The following is a 13,745-nucleotide window of genomic DNA, read 5'->3' on the forward strand; positions in this document are numbered from 1 at the left end:
AATATCAGAACCATCCATGCTTCGGGGGACGAGATGAGACGAAGCAGACCTGCATGGGCGGCGCTCATGCTTGCCACCACAGCACTCCTGGCGACCACGCTCCCGGCCGACGCCGCGCCCGCCACCGCCACGCGAACCGCCTGCCCGACGGGCTGGGGCAGCCAGGCCAAGAGACACACGGCGAGTACGACGACACCGGTCAAGAACATCAGGACCGGCCGCCACGCCTGCTACGACCGGATGGTCGTCGACATACCCGGCGCGGCCAAGGGCAGCCTGGGCTACTCGGTCCGGTACGTCGACCACCTCTACCAGGACGGCTCCGGCCGGCTGATCCCGGTCGGCGGCGGAGCCGTGCTCGAGGTCCGGGTCACGGCGCCCGCCTACGACCCCGCGACCGGCAAACCCACGTATCCGGCCCGCGCGGGCCACCCGCTGCCGGGCATCGACCTCAAGGGGTACCGCACCTTCCGGGACACCCGGTTCGCCGGCAGCTTCGAGGGCGACACCCAGCTCGGCCTCGGCGTCCGGGCCCGGCTGCCGTTCCGGGTGCTGCGGGTGACCGGCCACGTGATCGTGGACGTGGCCCACAACTGGAGCGGCGCGAAGGTCACTTGAGGGAAGCGAGCCAGTCGACCAGCAGCCCGTTGACCTCCTCGGGGCGTTCCTGCTGGATCCAGTGGCCGCAGCCGTCGAGGACGTGCGAGGAGGTCAGCCCGGGAAGGGTGGCGGGATAGGCCTCGATCGCGTCCGCCAGCCAGGTGGTGGACGCGTCGAGCGCCCCGCCCACGAAGAGGGAGGGCTGTGTGATCGGCGCGCCGTGGTGAGCGGCCAGGTCCTCCCAGTCGCGGTCCATGTTCCGGTAGCGGTTGAGGGCCCCGGTCAGGCCGGTGCGCTCGAACTCCCCCGCGTAGAAGTCGAGTTCGCCCGCACCGAGCCAGGCCGGAAGGCGGTCGCCCGGGAAGCGCTCGCACAGGGTGCCGCCCTTGGTGACGAAGTGCGGGTCGGGCGCGCCGGGTGCCGGCATGGTGTCGGCGGACAGGGCGGCGTAGAACCCGGCGAGCCAGCCGCGCACGTCGGGCTCGATCTCAGCCTCGGCACGACCGGGCTCCTGGAAGTAGGAGACGTAGAACTCCTCCTCCCCACCCATCCCCGCGAACACCTCGCTGGGCCGGGGCCCGCCGGGCGGGGTGTAGGGCACGCTCAGCAGTCCGACCGCGCGGAAGACGTCCGGCCTGAGCAGGGCGGACATGGCGGCGATGGTCGCGCCCCAGTCGTGCCCGACGACCACCGCGGAACGCTCGCCCAGCGCCTCCACCACGGCCACGTTGTCCGCGACCAGGTCGAGCATCCGGTACGAGGAGACCGGCCCCGGCTTCGAGGAGCGGCCGTAGCCGCGGACGTCGACGGCCGCGGCGCGGTGGCCGGCGGCGGCCAGGGCGGGCAGTTGGTGGCGCCACGAGTACCAGGACTCCGGGAAGCCGTGCACCAGCAGAACCAGCGGCCCCTCGCCCTGCTCCACCAAGTGGGTGCGGCCGGCCGGTGTGGGCACCAGGCGGTGGGTGGGCTCGACGGCACGGGCTTGGGGCATGGGTCCCTCCCGGGGCAGGCGCGGGTGTGCGGAGCGGCCGTATCGGATCCGGGAGCCGATGGATGTGGAGCGGTGGCTTTCGACCCGGTGGCCGATGGACGTGACGCGGCAGCTTCCGATCCGGTGGCCGATGGACGGGGTGCGGCCGCTTCCGATCATGTCGCCGAACTGCCGCCGCACGCGACGCCTGTTGCCGTTTCGGCAAAGCCGGGAGATGCCCCTCAGTCGTCCGAGACCAGCTCCACCGGTGTCGCGATGACGTCCACCAGCGCGTCACCGCGCAGGGCGGTCAGGGCGAGGGGCCGGCCTATCGCGTCCTCAAGCATCAGGCGCTGGAGGGCCTGGGCGCTGCCGATCGGGTCGCCGTCGGCGGTGAGCAGCAGGTCGCCGCCGCGCAGGCCGGCCCGGGCGGCGGGCGACCCGGGCACGATCTCGACGACGCGCAGGCCGATACGGCGGCCGGTGTGGGCCCGTACCTGTGGCGGCAGCGGCGCTGGGATGCCGGCCACGCCGAGGTAGGCGCGGCGGACCCGGCCCGTGGAGAGCAGGGTCGCGATGATCTTCCGGCTGGTGCCGTTCACGGGGATGGCGAGGCCCAGGCCGACGTCGGCGATGGCGGTGTTGATGCCGACGACCCGGCCGTCGGCGGTGGCGAGCGCGCCGCCCGAGCTGCCGGGGTGCAGGGTGGCGTCGGTCTGGACGACGTCGTCGATGACGCGGGTCGCCGTGCCCGCACTGGCCGGCAGCGAGCGGCCCAGGGCGCTGACCACACCGGCGGTGACGCTGCCGGCCAGGCCCAGCGGGTTGCCGACCGCCACGACCAGCTGGCCGACCCGCAGCGCGTCGGCCTCGCCCAGCCGGGCCGGGGGCGGAGTCGGCCCGTCGGCGCGGACCACGGCGAGGTCGGACAGCGGATCGGCGCCGATGACGTGGAAGGGGGTGGTCGTCCCGTCGGCGAAGGAAGCGGTGCCGGCGTCGGCGTGCCCGACGACATGGGCGTTGGTGAGCAGGAAACCGTCCTCGGTGAACACCACGGCGGAGCCGGTCCCCCGTACGAAACGCCCTCGCGAGCGGCGGTGCGCGACGTTCAGGGCCGCCACCTTCGGGGTGAGCTCGGTGGCGACGGAGGTGACGATTTGGGAGTAGGAATCGAGCGCGGCCTGCTCCTCGCTGGAGCGGTCGGGCTCGGAAAGTGTCTCGGCCACGAGTGGACCTTTCCGCGGGCCCAGAGGCTTTTACCCAGGCGTTGATTACATGCTTACACCCGGGTCCTCGGAAGCGGCGAGGACTTCGCTGCGGGCTGACGCCCGGTGACAAGGGTGGCCACGCCCGCCGGCACGACTGATCACATCGCGTGACGGGGAGATCGGGTGGCGCTCAGTGTGCGCGGGGTCCCGCGGTGCCGGAGTCGGTCCGACGCGAGGTGCGCAGGGTGCCGACCGTCTTCAGCAGGCGGTCGGCGGGGGCACGCAGCTCGGGATGGGCGTTGACCGTGTTCCGCAGGCCCCGCACCGGTCTGCGCCACAGCCGGTGTGCCGTGGCCACCGGGTGCGGGCGGCTGGCGAACCCTTCCGCCACGCGCAGCTCGCGGGTCTTGAGCCAGTCCTTGTACTCCTTGTCGCCGCGCCCGAGGTCCATGAGCGTCACCCCGTGCCGGGCGGCCGCCTCGGCGGTGCGCAGATGCATCATCAACCCGGGCGAGTAGTAGTGGAGTTCGGGGTCGTACGCGGTGAACCAGGCCGCGAGCACGGTGCGGGATCTCGGCCCGAAGTGCGCGGCCACCGGCCGGTCACCGGCGTAGAGCACGGAGAGCACACCGGTGAAGTGCTCCTCGCGGACCTGGAACAGATGGTTCACCAGGTCGACGATCCAGGGCCGCGCGAACCGGTCCATGCGGCCCGTCCTGCGGTACTGGGCGGACTTCCACTGCATGAGTCGCCCCAGCATCTGGGGATCGCGCTCGTCGAACTCGAAGCGCACCTCGCCGATGTCCCGTCCGAGGCGACGTTCCTTCTTGAGAGTCGTCTTGGCATGGCCCGGGTACGCGCCGCGCAGCCAGGCCGCGTATCCGCTGTCGTCGGGCTTGAGGTCGACGACCGGGGAGGAGAACTTCCCCGTGACGAACCGGCCGAACGGTTTCTGCTCCTCCACGAGATGGTCGAACTCGAAGATGGACATCCCGCAGGCCTTGAGCAGGTCCTGGGCATCCCAGGTGACACCGGGCCGGTGCACCAGGGCCTGGCAGTCGGACAGGCCGAGGCCGATGGCCCGGCCCACGCCGAAGGCGTTGCGCTCGTACGGGAAGAAGCCGACCGGTGTGCCGCCCTCACGCAGGACCGCGATGCGCGCGCCGCCGCGGTACCTGCCGATCCCGAGCGCGAACTCCGGTGCCAGGAAAGGGTTGGAGTACTCCGGCGACTCGTCCATCGCCCGGTGCCATGCCTCGCACAGCGCGGCGCTCAGTTCGTCGGCTCTGTGGATCGTGACGTCCACTTCAGACTCTCCCCCGTGACGCGCTGTCCGCGTCCCACCACTTCTCTGAGTATCAGCCGATTCCACGCCGTGTACACGCTCGTTCCGCGATTGACCCCTCCGGTTCCGAACTGTCCGGCAGGGATCAAACGTCGCGAAACAGTACGCATGTTGTCAAGAGCGCCTACGGCAACGAAAGCCTGTGAAGTCTCCCCATGCGGACCCGGTGAGCCGGCGAACCCGAGAGATGAAGGTTGCTTGACTCAAGTAACTCCAATATGATTGCCTAACTCAAGCAACCCCCCACGTGGGCCCCACCCCGCCCCTCCACAGAAGGACACGACCATGGCACTTCAGGTGGCGACCCTGGCCGTCGTACCACTGGACACCGGACTCGCGAAGGACCCCGCCGTCACCGGCGCCAAGGCCGCCAACCTGGCCCGCTCGGCCGTGGCCGGGCTGCCCACCCTTCCCGGGTTCGTGCTGGTGCCCACCGAGCGGGCGCCCGGCTCCCCCGTCGGCGAAGAGGCCGTGCGCGCCGCCTGGGAGCGGATCACCGAGGGCGGTGGACGGGCGCTGGTCGTACGGTCCTCCTCGGCGCACGAGGACACCGAGGACTCCTCCATGGCGGGGCGCTTCGACTCAGTGCTGGACGTGCGCGGCTGGGACGGTTTCGGCTCCGCCGTACAGACCGTCCTGGACTCCGCGCGACGCGTGCAGCACCTGCGGCCGCCGGAGGGGGCGCCGCCGGACGACGGGATGGCGGTGCTCGTCCAGCCCATGCTGCGTGCGGCAGTTGGGGGTGTCATGTTCACGGCGGATCCGGTGGCGGGCCGTACCGACCGGCTCCTGGTCAGCGCCGTGAGCGGCGGCCCGGACCAGCTGGTCGACGGCAGTACGCAAGGGGTGCGCTATCAACTGACCCGGTTCGCGCGGCTGGTGCGGACTGAGCCCGCCGAGCCGGCCGGGCAGCGGCTGCTGACGCATCGCCGGATCACCCGGCTGGTGGCGCTGGCCAAGAAGACGGAGCGGGTCTTCGGCGGGCCACAGGACATCGAGTTCGGCTTCGGCGCCGACGGGAAACTGTGGCTGTTCCAGGCGCGGCCGATCACCGCGATGGCCGCCCGGCCCGCGCGCGGGGCCCGGCTGCTGGGGCCCGGCCCGGTCGCCGAGACGCTGCCCGGGGTGCTCCAGCCGCTGGAGGAGGACCTGTGGGTGACGCCGATGTCCCACGGGCTCACCCTCGCCCTGGACATCGCCGGCGCCGCCCCTCGCCGCACGCTGCGCAGGCTGCCCGTGGCCACCACCGTCGACGGGCGGGTCGCTGCCGACCTGCGGCTGCTGGGCGCCGTACCGTCCGCGCATCCGGTCCTTGACTTCGTCAATCCGGCGCCGAGTGCCCGGCGTGCCGGGGCGGCCTGGCGGATCGGGCGGCTGCGGTCGGCGCTGCCGCTCCTCGCGGCGGATCTGATGGCCGACGTCGACCGGGCGCTCGCCGACATCCCGGAGCCGGGCCAGCTGCTCGGCGGTCAGCTGCTGGACGCCGTCTCCTGGGGCCGGGAGGTGCTGTCCTCGCTGCACGCCCAGGAGTCCCTGGCCGGGGCGCTGCTCGGCGCGGGGTCCGGGGCGACGGCGGCCGGTGAGGCGCTGGCCGCCCTGGCCGAGGGGCGTTCCCGGGGCTGTCGGACGCCGAACTGCTCACCCGCCACCCGGTGTTGGCGGCCCTGCTGCCGCCCACGCTCGGTGACCGCGCCCCGCTGCCGGGGCACACCGGCTGGACGGCACTGCCGCGCGGGGTGGGTGCGCTGCCGGTGCGGGAAGGGCTGCGGCTGCGCATCCGCTGGGTGCACGAGATGCAGGCGCAGATGGTGCGCGAGCTGGCCGGGCGGCTCGGGGTCGGCGAGTGTGCGCCGGGGCTGTCCCGGCTGGTGCTGCTGCGCTGGGCGGAGCTGGTCCGGGCGACGGAGGACGGCAGTCTGCCGGACGACCTGGCCGAGCGGGAGCCGCGCGCTCTCGACGCCGGTCCGCTGCCCGCCGCGTTCCGGCTGGCGGACGGGGTGCCGGTGGCCGAACTCCCGCCGGGCGGACGGAACTCGGGCGACGGGCAGGGCGCGGGCGGCGGCTTCGGCGCGGGTACCGCCTGGGACGGGCGCGCGGAACGCCCCGAGCACGCGGTCCTGGTGGTGCGGACCCTCGATCCGGCGCTGGCCCCGGTACTGCCGGGGCTGGCCGGGCTGGTCGCCGAGACCGGCAGCGCACTGTCCCATCTCGCCGTGCTGGCACGGGAGTTCCGTGTCCCCACGGCGGTCGGTGTCCCCGCTGCGGTGGACCGCTTCCCGAACGGCACGCCCCTCACCGTCGACGGCGGCACGGGTGCGGTGACCGCACCGGACACCGACGCCGAGACCACCCGACCGACCGCGCACAGCGAGGAGCCCGCGGCATGAAGAGCATGAGAATCGTCGGCTACGCCTTCGGCGGGCTGTCCGCCGTCTACGCCGGCTACTACATGGTCCTGTACCTGACCCGCTGGGAGTGGCAGCGGGCCATGATGTCCGGGGTGCTGCTGCTGGTGGTCGAGGTCTTCCTGGCCACGATCGTGCTGCTGACCCGGTTCTCCCGGCTCGAGCAGCGGATGGAGCAGTCCGACGCACGGGTCGAGGAGGTGCGGCAGCGACTGGAGCAGACGCGTGGTCCGCATCCGAACCGCTTCCGCTGGATGGACTCGGTGGACATGCAGGAACTGAGCGGCACCCAGCGCACGTTCGTCTTCGTACCGGTCCTGATGGCGGCCGGCGCGGCGCTCTCCGGCATCGCGATGGTCATCCAGAAGCTGGCGGGCGCCACCGCCCGCCCGGGCGTGGAACGCCGGCTGGCCGGACGCCTCGCGGCCCTCACCGCCCCGCCGCTCGGCCCGCGGGTCGGCCGTACCGCGCTGGAGAGCCGCCCGGCCGTCCCGACCGCCCGCAGCCGGCGCACGCTCGCGGGCGTGGGCGCGGCGGCCGTCGGCCTGGTCCTGGTGCCGGTGCTGTGGACGGCGCTGGCCGACGCGACGCAGACCCGGGCCGAGGAAGCGCCGGACGCGGAGAACACGACCATGGTGTTCCGGGTCGAGACCACGGCCGACGGCGGCGACACGGCCGTAGGACTGGCCGCCCAGGATCTGTGGGAGACGTGCCGCCGCTCCACCGCGGCGCGCAACGACAAGGCCACGCTCGGCCGCCTGGACGACGGCCTCTACACCGCGGTCATCCGGCCGGCACTGCCCCCGCACGACGTGATGCGGCTGCGGGGCTGCATCGAGGACGCGAGCACCAACCGCACCACCGCGACCGTCATCGGCGAGGGGGAGGCGACCTCTCGGAACTGAGCCGGGCGCCGGGCCGGCGTGGGTTTCCGGACATTCACGGGCCCATCATGTGCGGGACGTTGAGCCTGTGGCGAACCCAACTAGCGTCTGGGTGGCCCGAACCCGACACGAGTGAGGTTCCGATGTCCGCAAGACATGCCCTCGCCGGCCTGGCGCTGGCTCCGCTGCTCGTCCTCCCGACGACCGCACAGGCGACGACGTACGACGGCTCCGGGGCGCCGCCGCACCAGGCCCGCTTCGATCTCCAGGCCCACCGCGGCGGCATCGGCATGACGACCGAGGAGTCCCTGGAGGGATTCGGCAAGGCGATGCGGCTCGGGGTGTCCACCCTGGAGCTGGACACCCACATCACCAAGGACGAGAAGGTCGTCGTCAACCACGACCGGCAGATCAGCTCCGTCAAGTGCCGTGACACCGCGCCGGTCACACCGGGCGACCCGATGTACCCGTATGTCGGCAAGTACATCAAGGATCTGACGCTGGCTCAGATCAAGACGATGGACTGCGGCTACCAGCAACTGCCGGGATTCCCCGAGCAGGAGGTGGTCAAGGGCTTCCGGATGGTCGAGCTCAAGGACGTCCTGAACCTGGTCAAGAGCTACCGCGCCAAACAGGTCAAGCTGAACATCGAGACCAAGGTGGAGGCGGGCGCGCCCGAACAGACCGCGCCGCGCGCGCTGTTCGTGCGCCGGGTGTACGAGGAGATCCACCGCTCCGGCATCGAGGACCAGGTCACCATCCAGTCCTTCGACTGGGGCGCGCTCAAGGCGATGCACGAACTGGCCCCGAAGTGGCCGCTGGTCGCCCTCACCAACTACGACTTCCTGCAGGTCGGCCGGCCCGGTGCCTCCCCCTGGCTCGGCGGGATCGACGCCGACGACTACGGCGGCGACTTCGTGAGGGCGGCCGCCACCGTCCCCGGCGTCCGGGCCCTCTCCCCCAACTACGGCTTCCCGCAGAGCGGCAAGGTCGGCGACCCGGACTTCCGCTTCTACGCGGACCGGACGATGGTCCGAGAAGCACACGCCCGGGGCCTCAAGGTCGTCCCGTGGACCTGCGACGACCCGGCCACCGTCGAGGCGCTGATGGACATGGGCGTCGACGGCATCATCACCAACTACCCCAACCATGTACGGCAGATCATGGCGGATCGGGGGATGCGACTGCCCAGGGCGTACGAACCTCGCTGACGGCCGTGTCACGCCCCGGGGACGCCGATACGCTGGAGGTCGGCCGTGGACCGGGGGCGGGGCTGGGGGGCGGGGGCGCATGGATCCGCGAATGCAGTCGACGGTGGGCGGATACGTCTGCGAGCGCGAGCTGGGCCGGGGTGGGCAGGGTGTGGTGTGGCTCGCCCGGGACAGAGCCGGGCGGCAGGTCGTGGTGAAGTTCCTGCTGCCGGGCAAGGAGTACGACGAGACCGCGCTGGCCCGCGTACGCCGGGAGTTCGGCGCGGCGAGCCGGGTCGGCGACCTCGCCACGGCACGGGTCCTCGACGCCGACCTGTCCGGGCGGAACCCTTATATCGTCAGCGAGTTCGTCCCCGGTCCCACGCTCCACCAGCATGTGGCCGTCAACGGCCCACTGCCCTCCGGACGGCTCCAGTCCGTGGCGCTGGCGGTCGCGCACGCTCTGGCGCAGGTGCACCGGGTGCGGGTCGTGCACCGGGACGTCAAGCCGTCCAACATCCTGCTCTCCCCGGACGGACCGCGGATCATCGACTTCGGCATCGCCCGCGACGACCGGCTGCTGGAGTCGGCGCTCACCACACCCGGCAGCGTGCTCGGCTCACCCGCGTACATGTCGCCCGAACAGGTCAAGTCGGCCCGGGTCACCAGCGCCTCCGACGTGTTCTCGCTCGGCGGCACGCTGTACTACGCGGCCACGGGACGGCATCCCTTCGACGGGGAGAGCGACTACGAGGTGCTCGTCGCGGTGTGCGAGCGCGACGCGGATCTCACGGCGGTGCCGGAACCGGTCCGTTCGATCATCGCCGACTGCCTGCGCAAGGATCCCGCGGAGCGCCCCACCGCCGCCCAGCTGGTCACCCGGCTCGCGGGGGCGGCGGAGGGTTCCGGGGCGGAGTCGACCACGGAATCGCGCACGCCACCCCCGTCACCGTCGCGCGGGAGCGGCGGCTCCGGCATCAGCGCCAAGCAGCTGCGGCTGTGGGGGTTCGCGGCCGGCAGTGCCGCGGTGGCGGTGCTGCTCGCCATCGTGCTCATCACCACCTCGGGGGGCTCGGCCACGGAGGGCCGGGGTTCCGGCACGACGTCCTCGTCCGTGTCCTCCGGGAGGGTCAAGAGCTCCGTCGGCTCCCAACCCCTCACGTACACCGACGACTTGACCGACTCCGGCGACTGGAAGTACAAGGACCCGACCCTCGGCAAGGTCACCCATGAGGGCGGGACCATGCTGGTGGATCCGCGGACCGAGCTGGAGGTGTGGCCGCAGGCGCCCTTCGAGCCGTCCACCTTCGCGGTACGCCTGAGCACCCAGACGGAGTGGTACGGCGGCGACGGCGGGGTCGGGCTGTGGTGCAACGGCTCCGGGGACTACTGGAAGGGCTCCCGCTGGGCGGCATATCTGACGACAGGTCAGGAAGCCGTGCTCGTGCGGGAGTTCCGTTACCAGGGGAAGTTCCAGCACGACCGGGTCGTGGAGGCCGACCTCGCGGACCTCGGCCTCAGGGTGGAGGCCCGGCAGCTGGTGGACATGTCGATGACCTGTTCCTCGGCCGGCGCGGGCCGGATCACGGTGGAGCTCGCCGTCGACGGCACCCGGGTCGCCTCGTACACCGGGGCCGCCTTCGACGGGCGGGGCTGCGGGGTGGCCGCCTTCCACTACAGTGCGACCGACCCGCAGGGCACCCGCTTCCACGCGGGCTTCGAACGCTTCACCGCCACCGAGCTGCCGTCGCAGTGACGGCGCCCGGTGCTTTCAGCTCAGGTCACCGGCCGGCTGCGTCACCGGCGCGGCCTCGGCCTCGCTTCCCTGGGCCGACCTGGCACGGACGCCGATCGTCACCAGGGCGATGACGGCGGCCAGCAGCATCCCGATCCCGCCGATGAGGGCGCAGGTGTGCAGGGCGTCGGTGAAGCTCGCGCCGTAGGCGGACAGGGCCTGGCCGGTGGACTGCGGGGTTTTGAGGTGGAGGAAGGCACCTGCCTGGATGCCGACGTTGGAGACCATGCCGTTCACCTGGCCCTGGTCGGCGGCGCCCAGGCCGGAGGCGGCGAGGTGGCCGGGCAGGGTGTCCAAAGTGCGGTTGGTCAGGATGACGCCGAAGACGGCCGGGCCGAGCGCGCTGCCGATCTGGCGCAGGGCGCTGTTGGCGGCGCCCGCCGTGCCCGCCAGCCGGTGCGGCAGGCTGTTCATGGCGATCGTCGTGATCGGGGCCATGGCGAGGGCGATGCCGATGCCGAGGATGCCGATGACCAGGGCCGCCTCGCCGGTGCCGGTGTCGGCCTGGAAGAGGTTCACGCAGAGGGCGCCGATGCCGCCGATCACGAGGCCGGTGACCAGCAGCAGTCCGGGCGATGTGCGGTTCATCAGGCGTCCGACGAGCGGGCCCAGTACGACGGTGAAGCCGTTGATGGCGACGAGCCGCACGCCGATGTCCAGGGTCGAGGCGTGGTGGACGAGGCCGAAGTACTCGCTCAGCGCGAAGACCAGGCCGACCTGGGCGAAGAGGGTCAGCGCCATCACGAGCGCGGCCCCCGAGAACGCGGCGGACTTGAACAGGCGCATGTCCAGCATCGGGCAGGGCGAGCGCAGTTCCACCCGGACGAAGGCGAGCAGGCCGACGGTGGCCGCCAGGAACGCGATCACCACCTGGGCCGAGCCCCAGCCTGCGCTCCCGCCCTCGATGACGCCGTACACCAGCCCGGTGATGGCGACGATGGCCAGCAGCTGGCCGGGGAGGTCCAGATGACGCTCGCGGTCGGACCGGGAGTCGGTGAGGACCATGGCTCCCGCCACGGCCGTGAGGACGCCGATGACCAGAGCGGGCAGGAAGATCCACCGCCAGCTCGTGTGCTCCACGATGACGCCGTTGAACAGCGGGCCGAGGGTCAGGCCGAGCCCCAGGGAGGCCGTCCACAGGGCTATCGCCCGGGTGCGCCGGCTGCGGTCCGGGCAGACGTGGCTGATCAGGCCGAGGGTGGACGGGAGCAGCGCCGCGGTGCCGATGCCGGTGAGGGCCTGGCCGACACAGACCTGTACGACGCTGCCCGCGGTCAGACACACCAGACAGCCGAGGCAGAACACCGCCAGGCCGACGACGTACATCTTCTTCCGGCCGTACAGGTCTCCGATCATGCCGCAGGTCAGCAGCAGGGCCGCGGTCGGCAGGATGAAGGCGTCCGTGATCCATTGGAGCCCGACGGTGGAGGCGTCGAGCGCCTGCTGCATCACCGGGAGCGCGACCGAGACGCCGACGACCGGCAGATAGGAGACGAACACTCCCAGGCAGGCCAGCACGATCGTCGCCGTTACGTGCCGGGGCGCGGGGTGTGGCTGCGGGGGCTGGGGCGAGGCATGGGCAGCGATGGCCGACATGGCACCTCTTCGTGACGTGTACGGGCGGAACTGGGCAGGACAGAGCGCCTCTTGACGTTTCCAGGACGGCTCTGATCAGGGAATTCGCTTCGGACCGTATACCTGCCCCCCGGCCCGGGACATGTCGTTGGACCCGCAAACTAAGCTGAACCGATCCGGAACCAAATTTCTCCACCGCACCGAATGGAAGTTTCTTTTCACAGGTCACGCAGAGAATTCCCGGTCATGGCGGCTCTGCAGGATGCGCAATCTCAGTTGACGCGCGACGTACTTTGCGGTCCCGATCGCGATCAGCAACATCGGTCCCCTTCCGGCATCCCCCACATGAAGGAGATCTGTGCATTCCATGGGAAATCAGGAGGAGAAAGAAGGCAGTTCGATTCAGCGGCGGTCGTTCCTCAGCGGCACCGTCGCCGCGGTCACGGCCGCGACCCTGGCCGGCGGTACGACGGCCGCGCAGGCGGCCCAGGGTTCGGCAGCGGTACTCGAGGTCGGCGCGGGCCGCGCGGCGATCGGTTTCCCCGCCTCGCTCCTCCCGCTCGACGGCTTCACCACCGTCCACGACGACCTGTACGTGCGGATCCTGCTCCTGGAGAGTGGATCCGGCCGCGTCGCCCTCGCCGTACTGGACCTGACGTCGATCAGCGCGGAGGCCATCGCGGCCATGCGCGCCATCATCTCCAAGGCGACCGGTGTGGCCACGGCCGACATCGTCGTGACCGTCACGCACACCTTCTCCGCCCCGCACGTGCAGGCCGCGAGCAGCTCGGCGGGGGCGGCGCAGTACGTCGAGCAGATCAAGCAGGCCACCACCACGGCGGTCGCCGCGGCCGTCAAGGGCCTGCAACCCGCCCGCGTCGGCTTCGGCACCGGCAGGTGCGACGTCAACGTCAACCGGGACGTGCTCACCGCCGACGGCTGGTGGCTGGGCACCGGCGAGGCGGACCCCTCCGACAAGAGCGTGGGCGTCACCCGCTTCGACGACGCCAACGGCGACCCGATCGCCGTCCTCGTCAACTACGGCGTCCAGTCCTCGGTGATGATGGAATCCGTCATGGCCAACGGCGACCTGCCCATCACGTCCGACCTCGCGGGCGCCACGGTGCGGCACGTCGAGGAGCAGTACGGCGACGGTGTGGTCGGGTTCTTCCTGGTCGGCTCCTGCGGCGACCAGGCCCCGGCGTTCCGCTCGAAGCGGTACGTCATCGACAAGGACCGGAAGTGGTCCCAGGTCGACGCCAAGGACGCGGGCTGGACCCTGCTGACCGTGCAGGGCGAGCGGCTGGGCACCGAGGCCGTCCGGGTCGCGCAGACCATCAGGACCTCCGCGGGGAGTACGACGTCCAAAGTACGCCTGGTGACGGACTCGGTCACGGTCGACACCATGCCGTCGGGACACCCGACGGCGCCGACGAAGACGTACGACTTCACGCCGACCGGCACGGCCGAGGTCCCGATCTGGGTGCTCCGGGTGGGCGAGGGCGTCTTCGTGGGCGTCTCGCCGGAGCTCTCGACCGACACCGCGCTGGACATCAGGAAGCACTCGCCGTTCCCCCACACGGCCGTGATGTCGATGCTGGAGGGCGGCGCCAAGAACATGGCGGAGGCGCGGAGTTACGCCCGCATCACCTACGAGGCGATGGACTCCTCGTACGCCAAGGGCGCCGCCGAGACGGTCGCGGCGAGGATCGCCGACGTGCTGCACGGGCTCAAGTAGGGCTGTCGGGGAGGGGGCCGTCGGCGGGAGCGTCC

General features: G+C 71.6%; 11 protein-coding genes and 1 pseudogene. 7 read left to right on the top strand and 5 right to left on the bottom strand.

Annotation, left to right across the window (positions count from 1 at the left end; all coding sequences use genetic code 11):
* The first annotated feature begins 33 nt into the window (after positions 1-33).
* The gene (locus ACQEWB_RS03760; RefSeq protein ID WP_432826988.1) at positions 34-618 is read left to right on the top strand and encodes an AMIN-like domain-containing (lipo)protein; all 585 of its coding nucleotides are present in this window, start codon (positions 34-36) and stop codon (positions 616-618) included.
* Here ACQEWB_RS03760 and ACQEWB_RS03765 read toward each other — a convergent pair.
* From ACQEWB_RS03765 to ACQEWB_RS03780, 4 genes are all read right to left on the bottom strand, one after another.
* Positions 611-1,591: an alpha/beta fold hydrolase gene (locus ACQEWB_RS03765; RefSeq protein ID WP_432826990.1), complete on the bottom strand. Its 981-nt coding sequence runs from the start codon at positions 1,589-1,591 to the stop codon at positions 611-613. The genes ACQEWB_RS03760 and ACQEWB_RS03765 overlap by 8 nt on opposite strands.
* A gap of 221 nt (positions 1,592-1,812) precedes the next feature.
* Positions 1,813-2,796, bottom strand: coding sequence for a S1C family serine protease (locus ACQEWB_RS03770; protein WP_432826992.1), 984 nt, complete (start codon positions 2,794-2,796; stop codon positions 1,813-1,815).
* A gap of 172 nt (positions 2,797-2,968) precedes the next feature.
* Complete coding sequence (locus tag ACQEWB_RS03775) at positions 2,969-4,084, bottom strand: GNAT family N-acetyltransferase (protein WP_432826994.1); 1,116 nt, start codon at positions 4,082-4,084, stop codon at positions 2,969-2,971.
* Positions 4,085-4,416: 332 nt separating this feature from the next.
* Positions 4,417-4,674 carry a hypothetical protein gene (locus tag ACQEWB_RS03780; RefSeq protein WP_432826996.1) on the bottom strand — a complete coding sequence of 86 codons (258 nt, stop codon included), beginning with the start codon at positions 4,672-4,674 and terminating at the stop codon, positions 4,417-4,419.
* Between ACQEWB_RS03780 and ACQEWB_RS03785 the strand changes: the two are divergent.
* From ACQEWB_RS03785 to ACQEWB_RS03805, 5 genes and pseudogenes are all read left to right on the top strand, one after another.
* Positions 4,595-5,128: pseudogene (locus tag ACQEWB_RS03785) on the top strand (PEP/pyruvate-binding domain-containing protein); the annotation flags it as partial. The gene ACQEWB_RS03780 and the pseudogene ACQEWB_RS03785 overlap by 80 nt on opposite strands.
* Positions 5,129-5,775: 647 nt before the next feature.
* Positions 5,776-6,510: a PEP-utilizing enzyme gene (locus ACQEWB_RS03790; protein WP_432826998.1), complete on the top strand. Its 735-nt coding sequence runs from the start codon at positions 5,776-5,778 to the stop codon at positions 6,508-6,510.
* Positions 6,507-7,433, top strand: coding sequence for a hypothetical protein (locus ACQEWB_RS03795; RefSeq protein ID WP_432827000.1), 927 nt, complete (start codon positions 6,507-6,509; stop codon positions 7,431-7,433). Before ACQEWB_RS03790 ends, ACQEWB_RS03795 begins: the two co-directional genes overlap by 4 nt.
* Before the next feature lie 122 nt (positions 7,434-7,555).
* Entirely contained in the window at positions 7,556-8,623 is a 1,068-nt protein-coding gene (locus ACQEWB_RS03800; RefSeq protein WP_432827002.1) for a glycerophosphodiester phosphodiesterase family protein, read from the top strand.
* A 91-nt stretch (positions 8,624-8,714) separates the two neighbouring features.
* Complete coding sequence (locus ACQEWB_RS03805) at positions 8,715-10,358, top strand: serine/threonine-protein kinase (RefSeq protein WP_432827004.1); 1,644 nt, start codon at positions 8,715-8,717, stop codon at positions 10,356-10,358.
* 15 nt (positions 10,359-10,373) lie between these two features.
* Here ACQEWB_RS03805 and ACQEWB_RS03810 read toward each other — a convergent pair whose 3' ends face one another.
* Positions 10,374-11,993: an MFS transporter gene (locus tag ACQEWB_RS03810; protein ID WP_432827006.1), complete on the bottom strand. Its 1,620-nt coding sequence runs from the start codon at positions 11,991-11,993 to the stop codon at positions 10,374-10,376.
* 346 nt (positions 11,994-12,339) lie between these two features.
* Here ACQEWB_RS03810 and ACQEWB_RS03815 point away from each other — a divergent pair, with 346 nt between their 5' ends.
* Positions 12,340-13,710: a hypothetical protein gene (locus ACQEWB_RS03815; protein ID WP_432827008.1), complete on the top strand. Its 1,371-nt coding sequence runs from the start codon at positions 12,340-12,342 to the stop codon at positions 13,708-13,710.
* Positions 13,711-13,745 lie beyond the last annotated feature (35 nt).

This window comes from Streptomyces sp. CA-249302 (genome assembly GCF_050936785.1).
Lineage (GTDB): Bacteria > Actinomycetota > Actinomycetes > Streptomycetales > Streptomycetaceae > Streptomyces.

Bases quoted from the DNA above. Each gene is read 5' to 3' on its own strand.
- ACQEWB_RS03760 (WP_432826988.1), top strand. From the start codon at position 34: ATGAGACGAAGCAGACCTGCATGGGCGGCGCTCATGCTTGCCACCACA.
- ACQEWB_RS03810 (WP_432827006.1), bottom strand. From the start codon at position 11,993: ATGTCGGCCATCGCTGCCCATGCCTCGCCCCAGCCCCCGCAGCCACAC.
- ACQEWB_RS03815 (WP_432827008.1), top strand. From the start codon at position 12,340: ATGGGAAATCAGGAGGAGAAAGAAGGCAGTTCGATTCAGCGGCGGTCG.
- ACQEWB_RS03795 (WP_432827000.1), top strand. From the start codon at position 6,507: ATGAAGAGCATGAGAATCGTCGGCTACGCCTTCGGCGGGCTGTCCGCC.
- ACQEWB_RS03800 (WP_432827002.1), top strand. From the start codon at position 7,556: ATGTCCGCAAGACATGCCCTCGCCGGCCTGGCGCTGGCTCCGCTGCTC.
- ACQEWB_RS03805 (WP_432827004.1), top strand. From the start codon at position 8,715: ATGCAGTCGACGGTGGGCGGATACGTCTGCGAGCGCGAGCTGGGCCGG.
- ACQEWB_RS03765 (WP_432826990.1), bottom strand. From the start codon at position 1,591: ATGCCCCAAGCCCGTGCCGTCGAGCCCACCCACCGCCTGGTGCCCACA.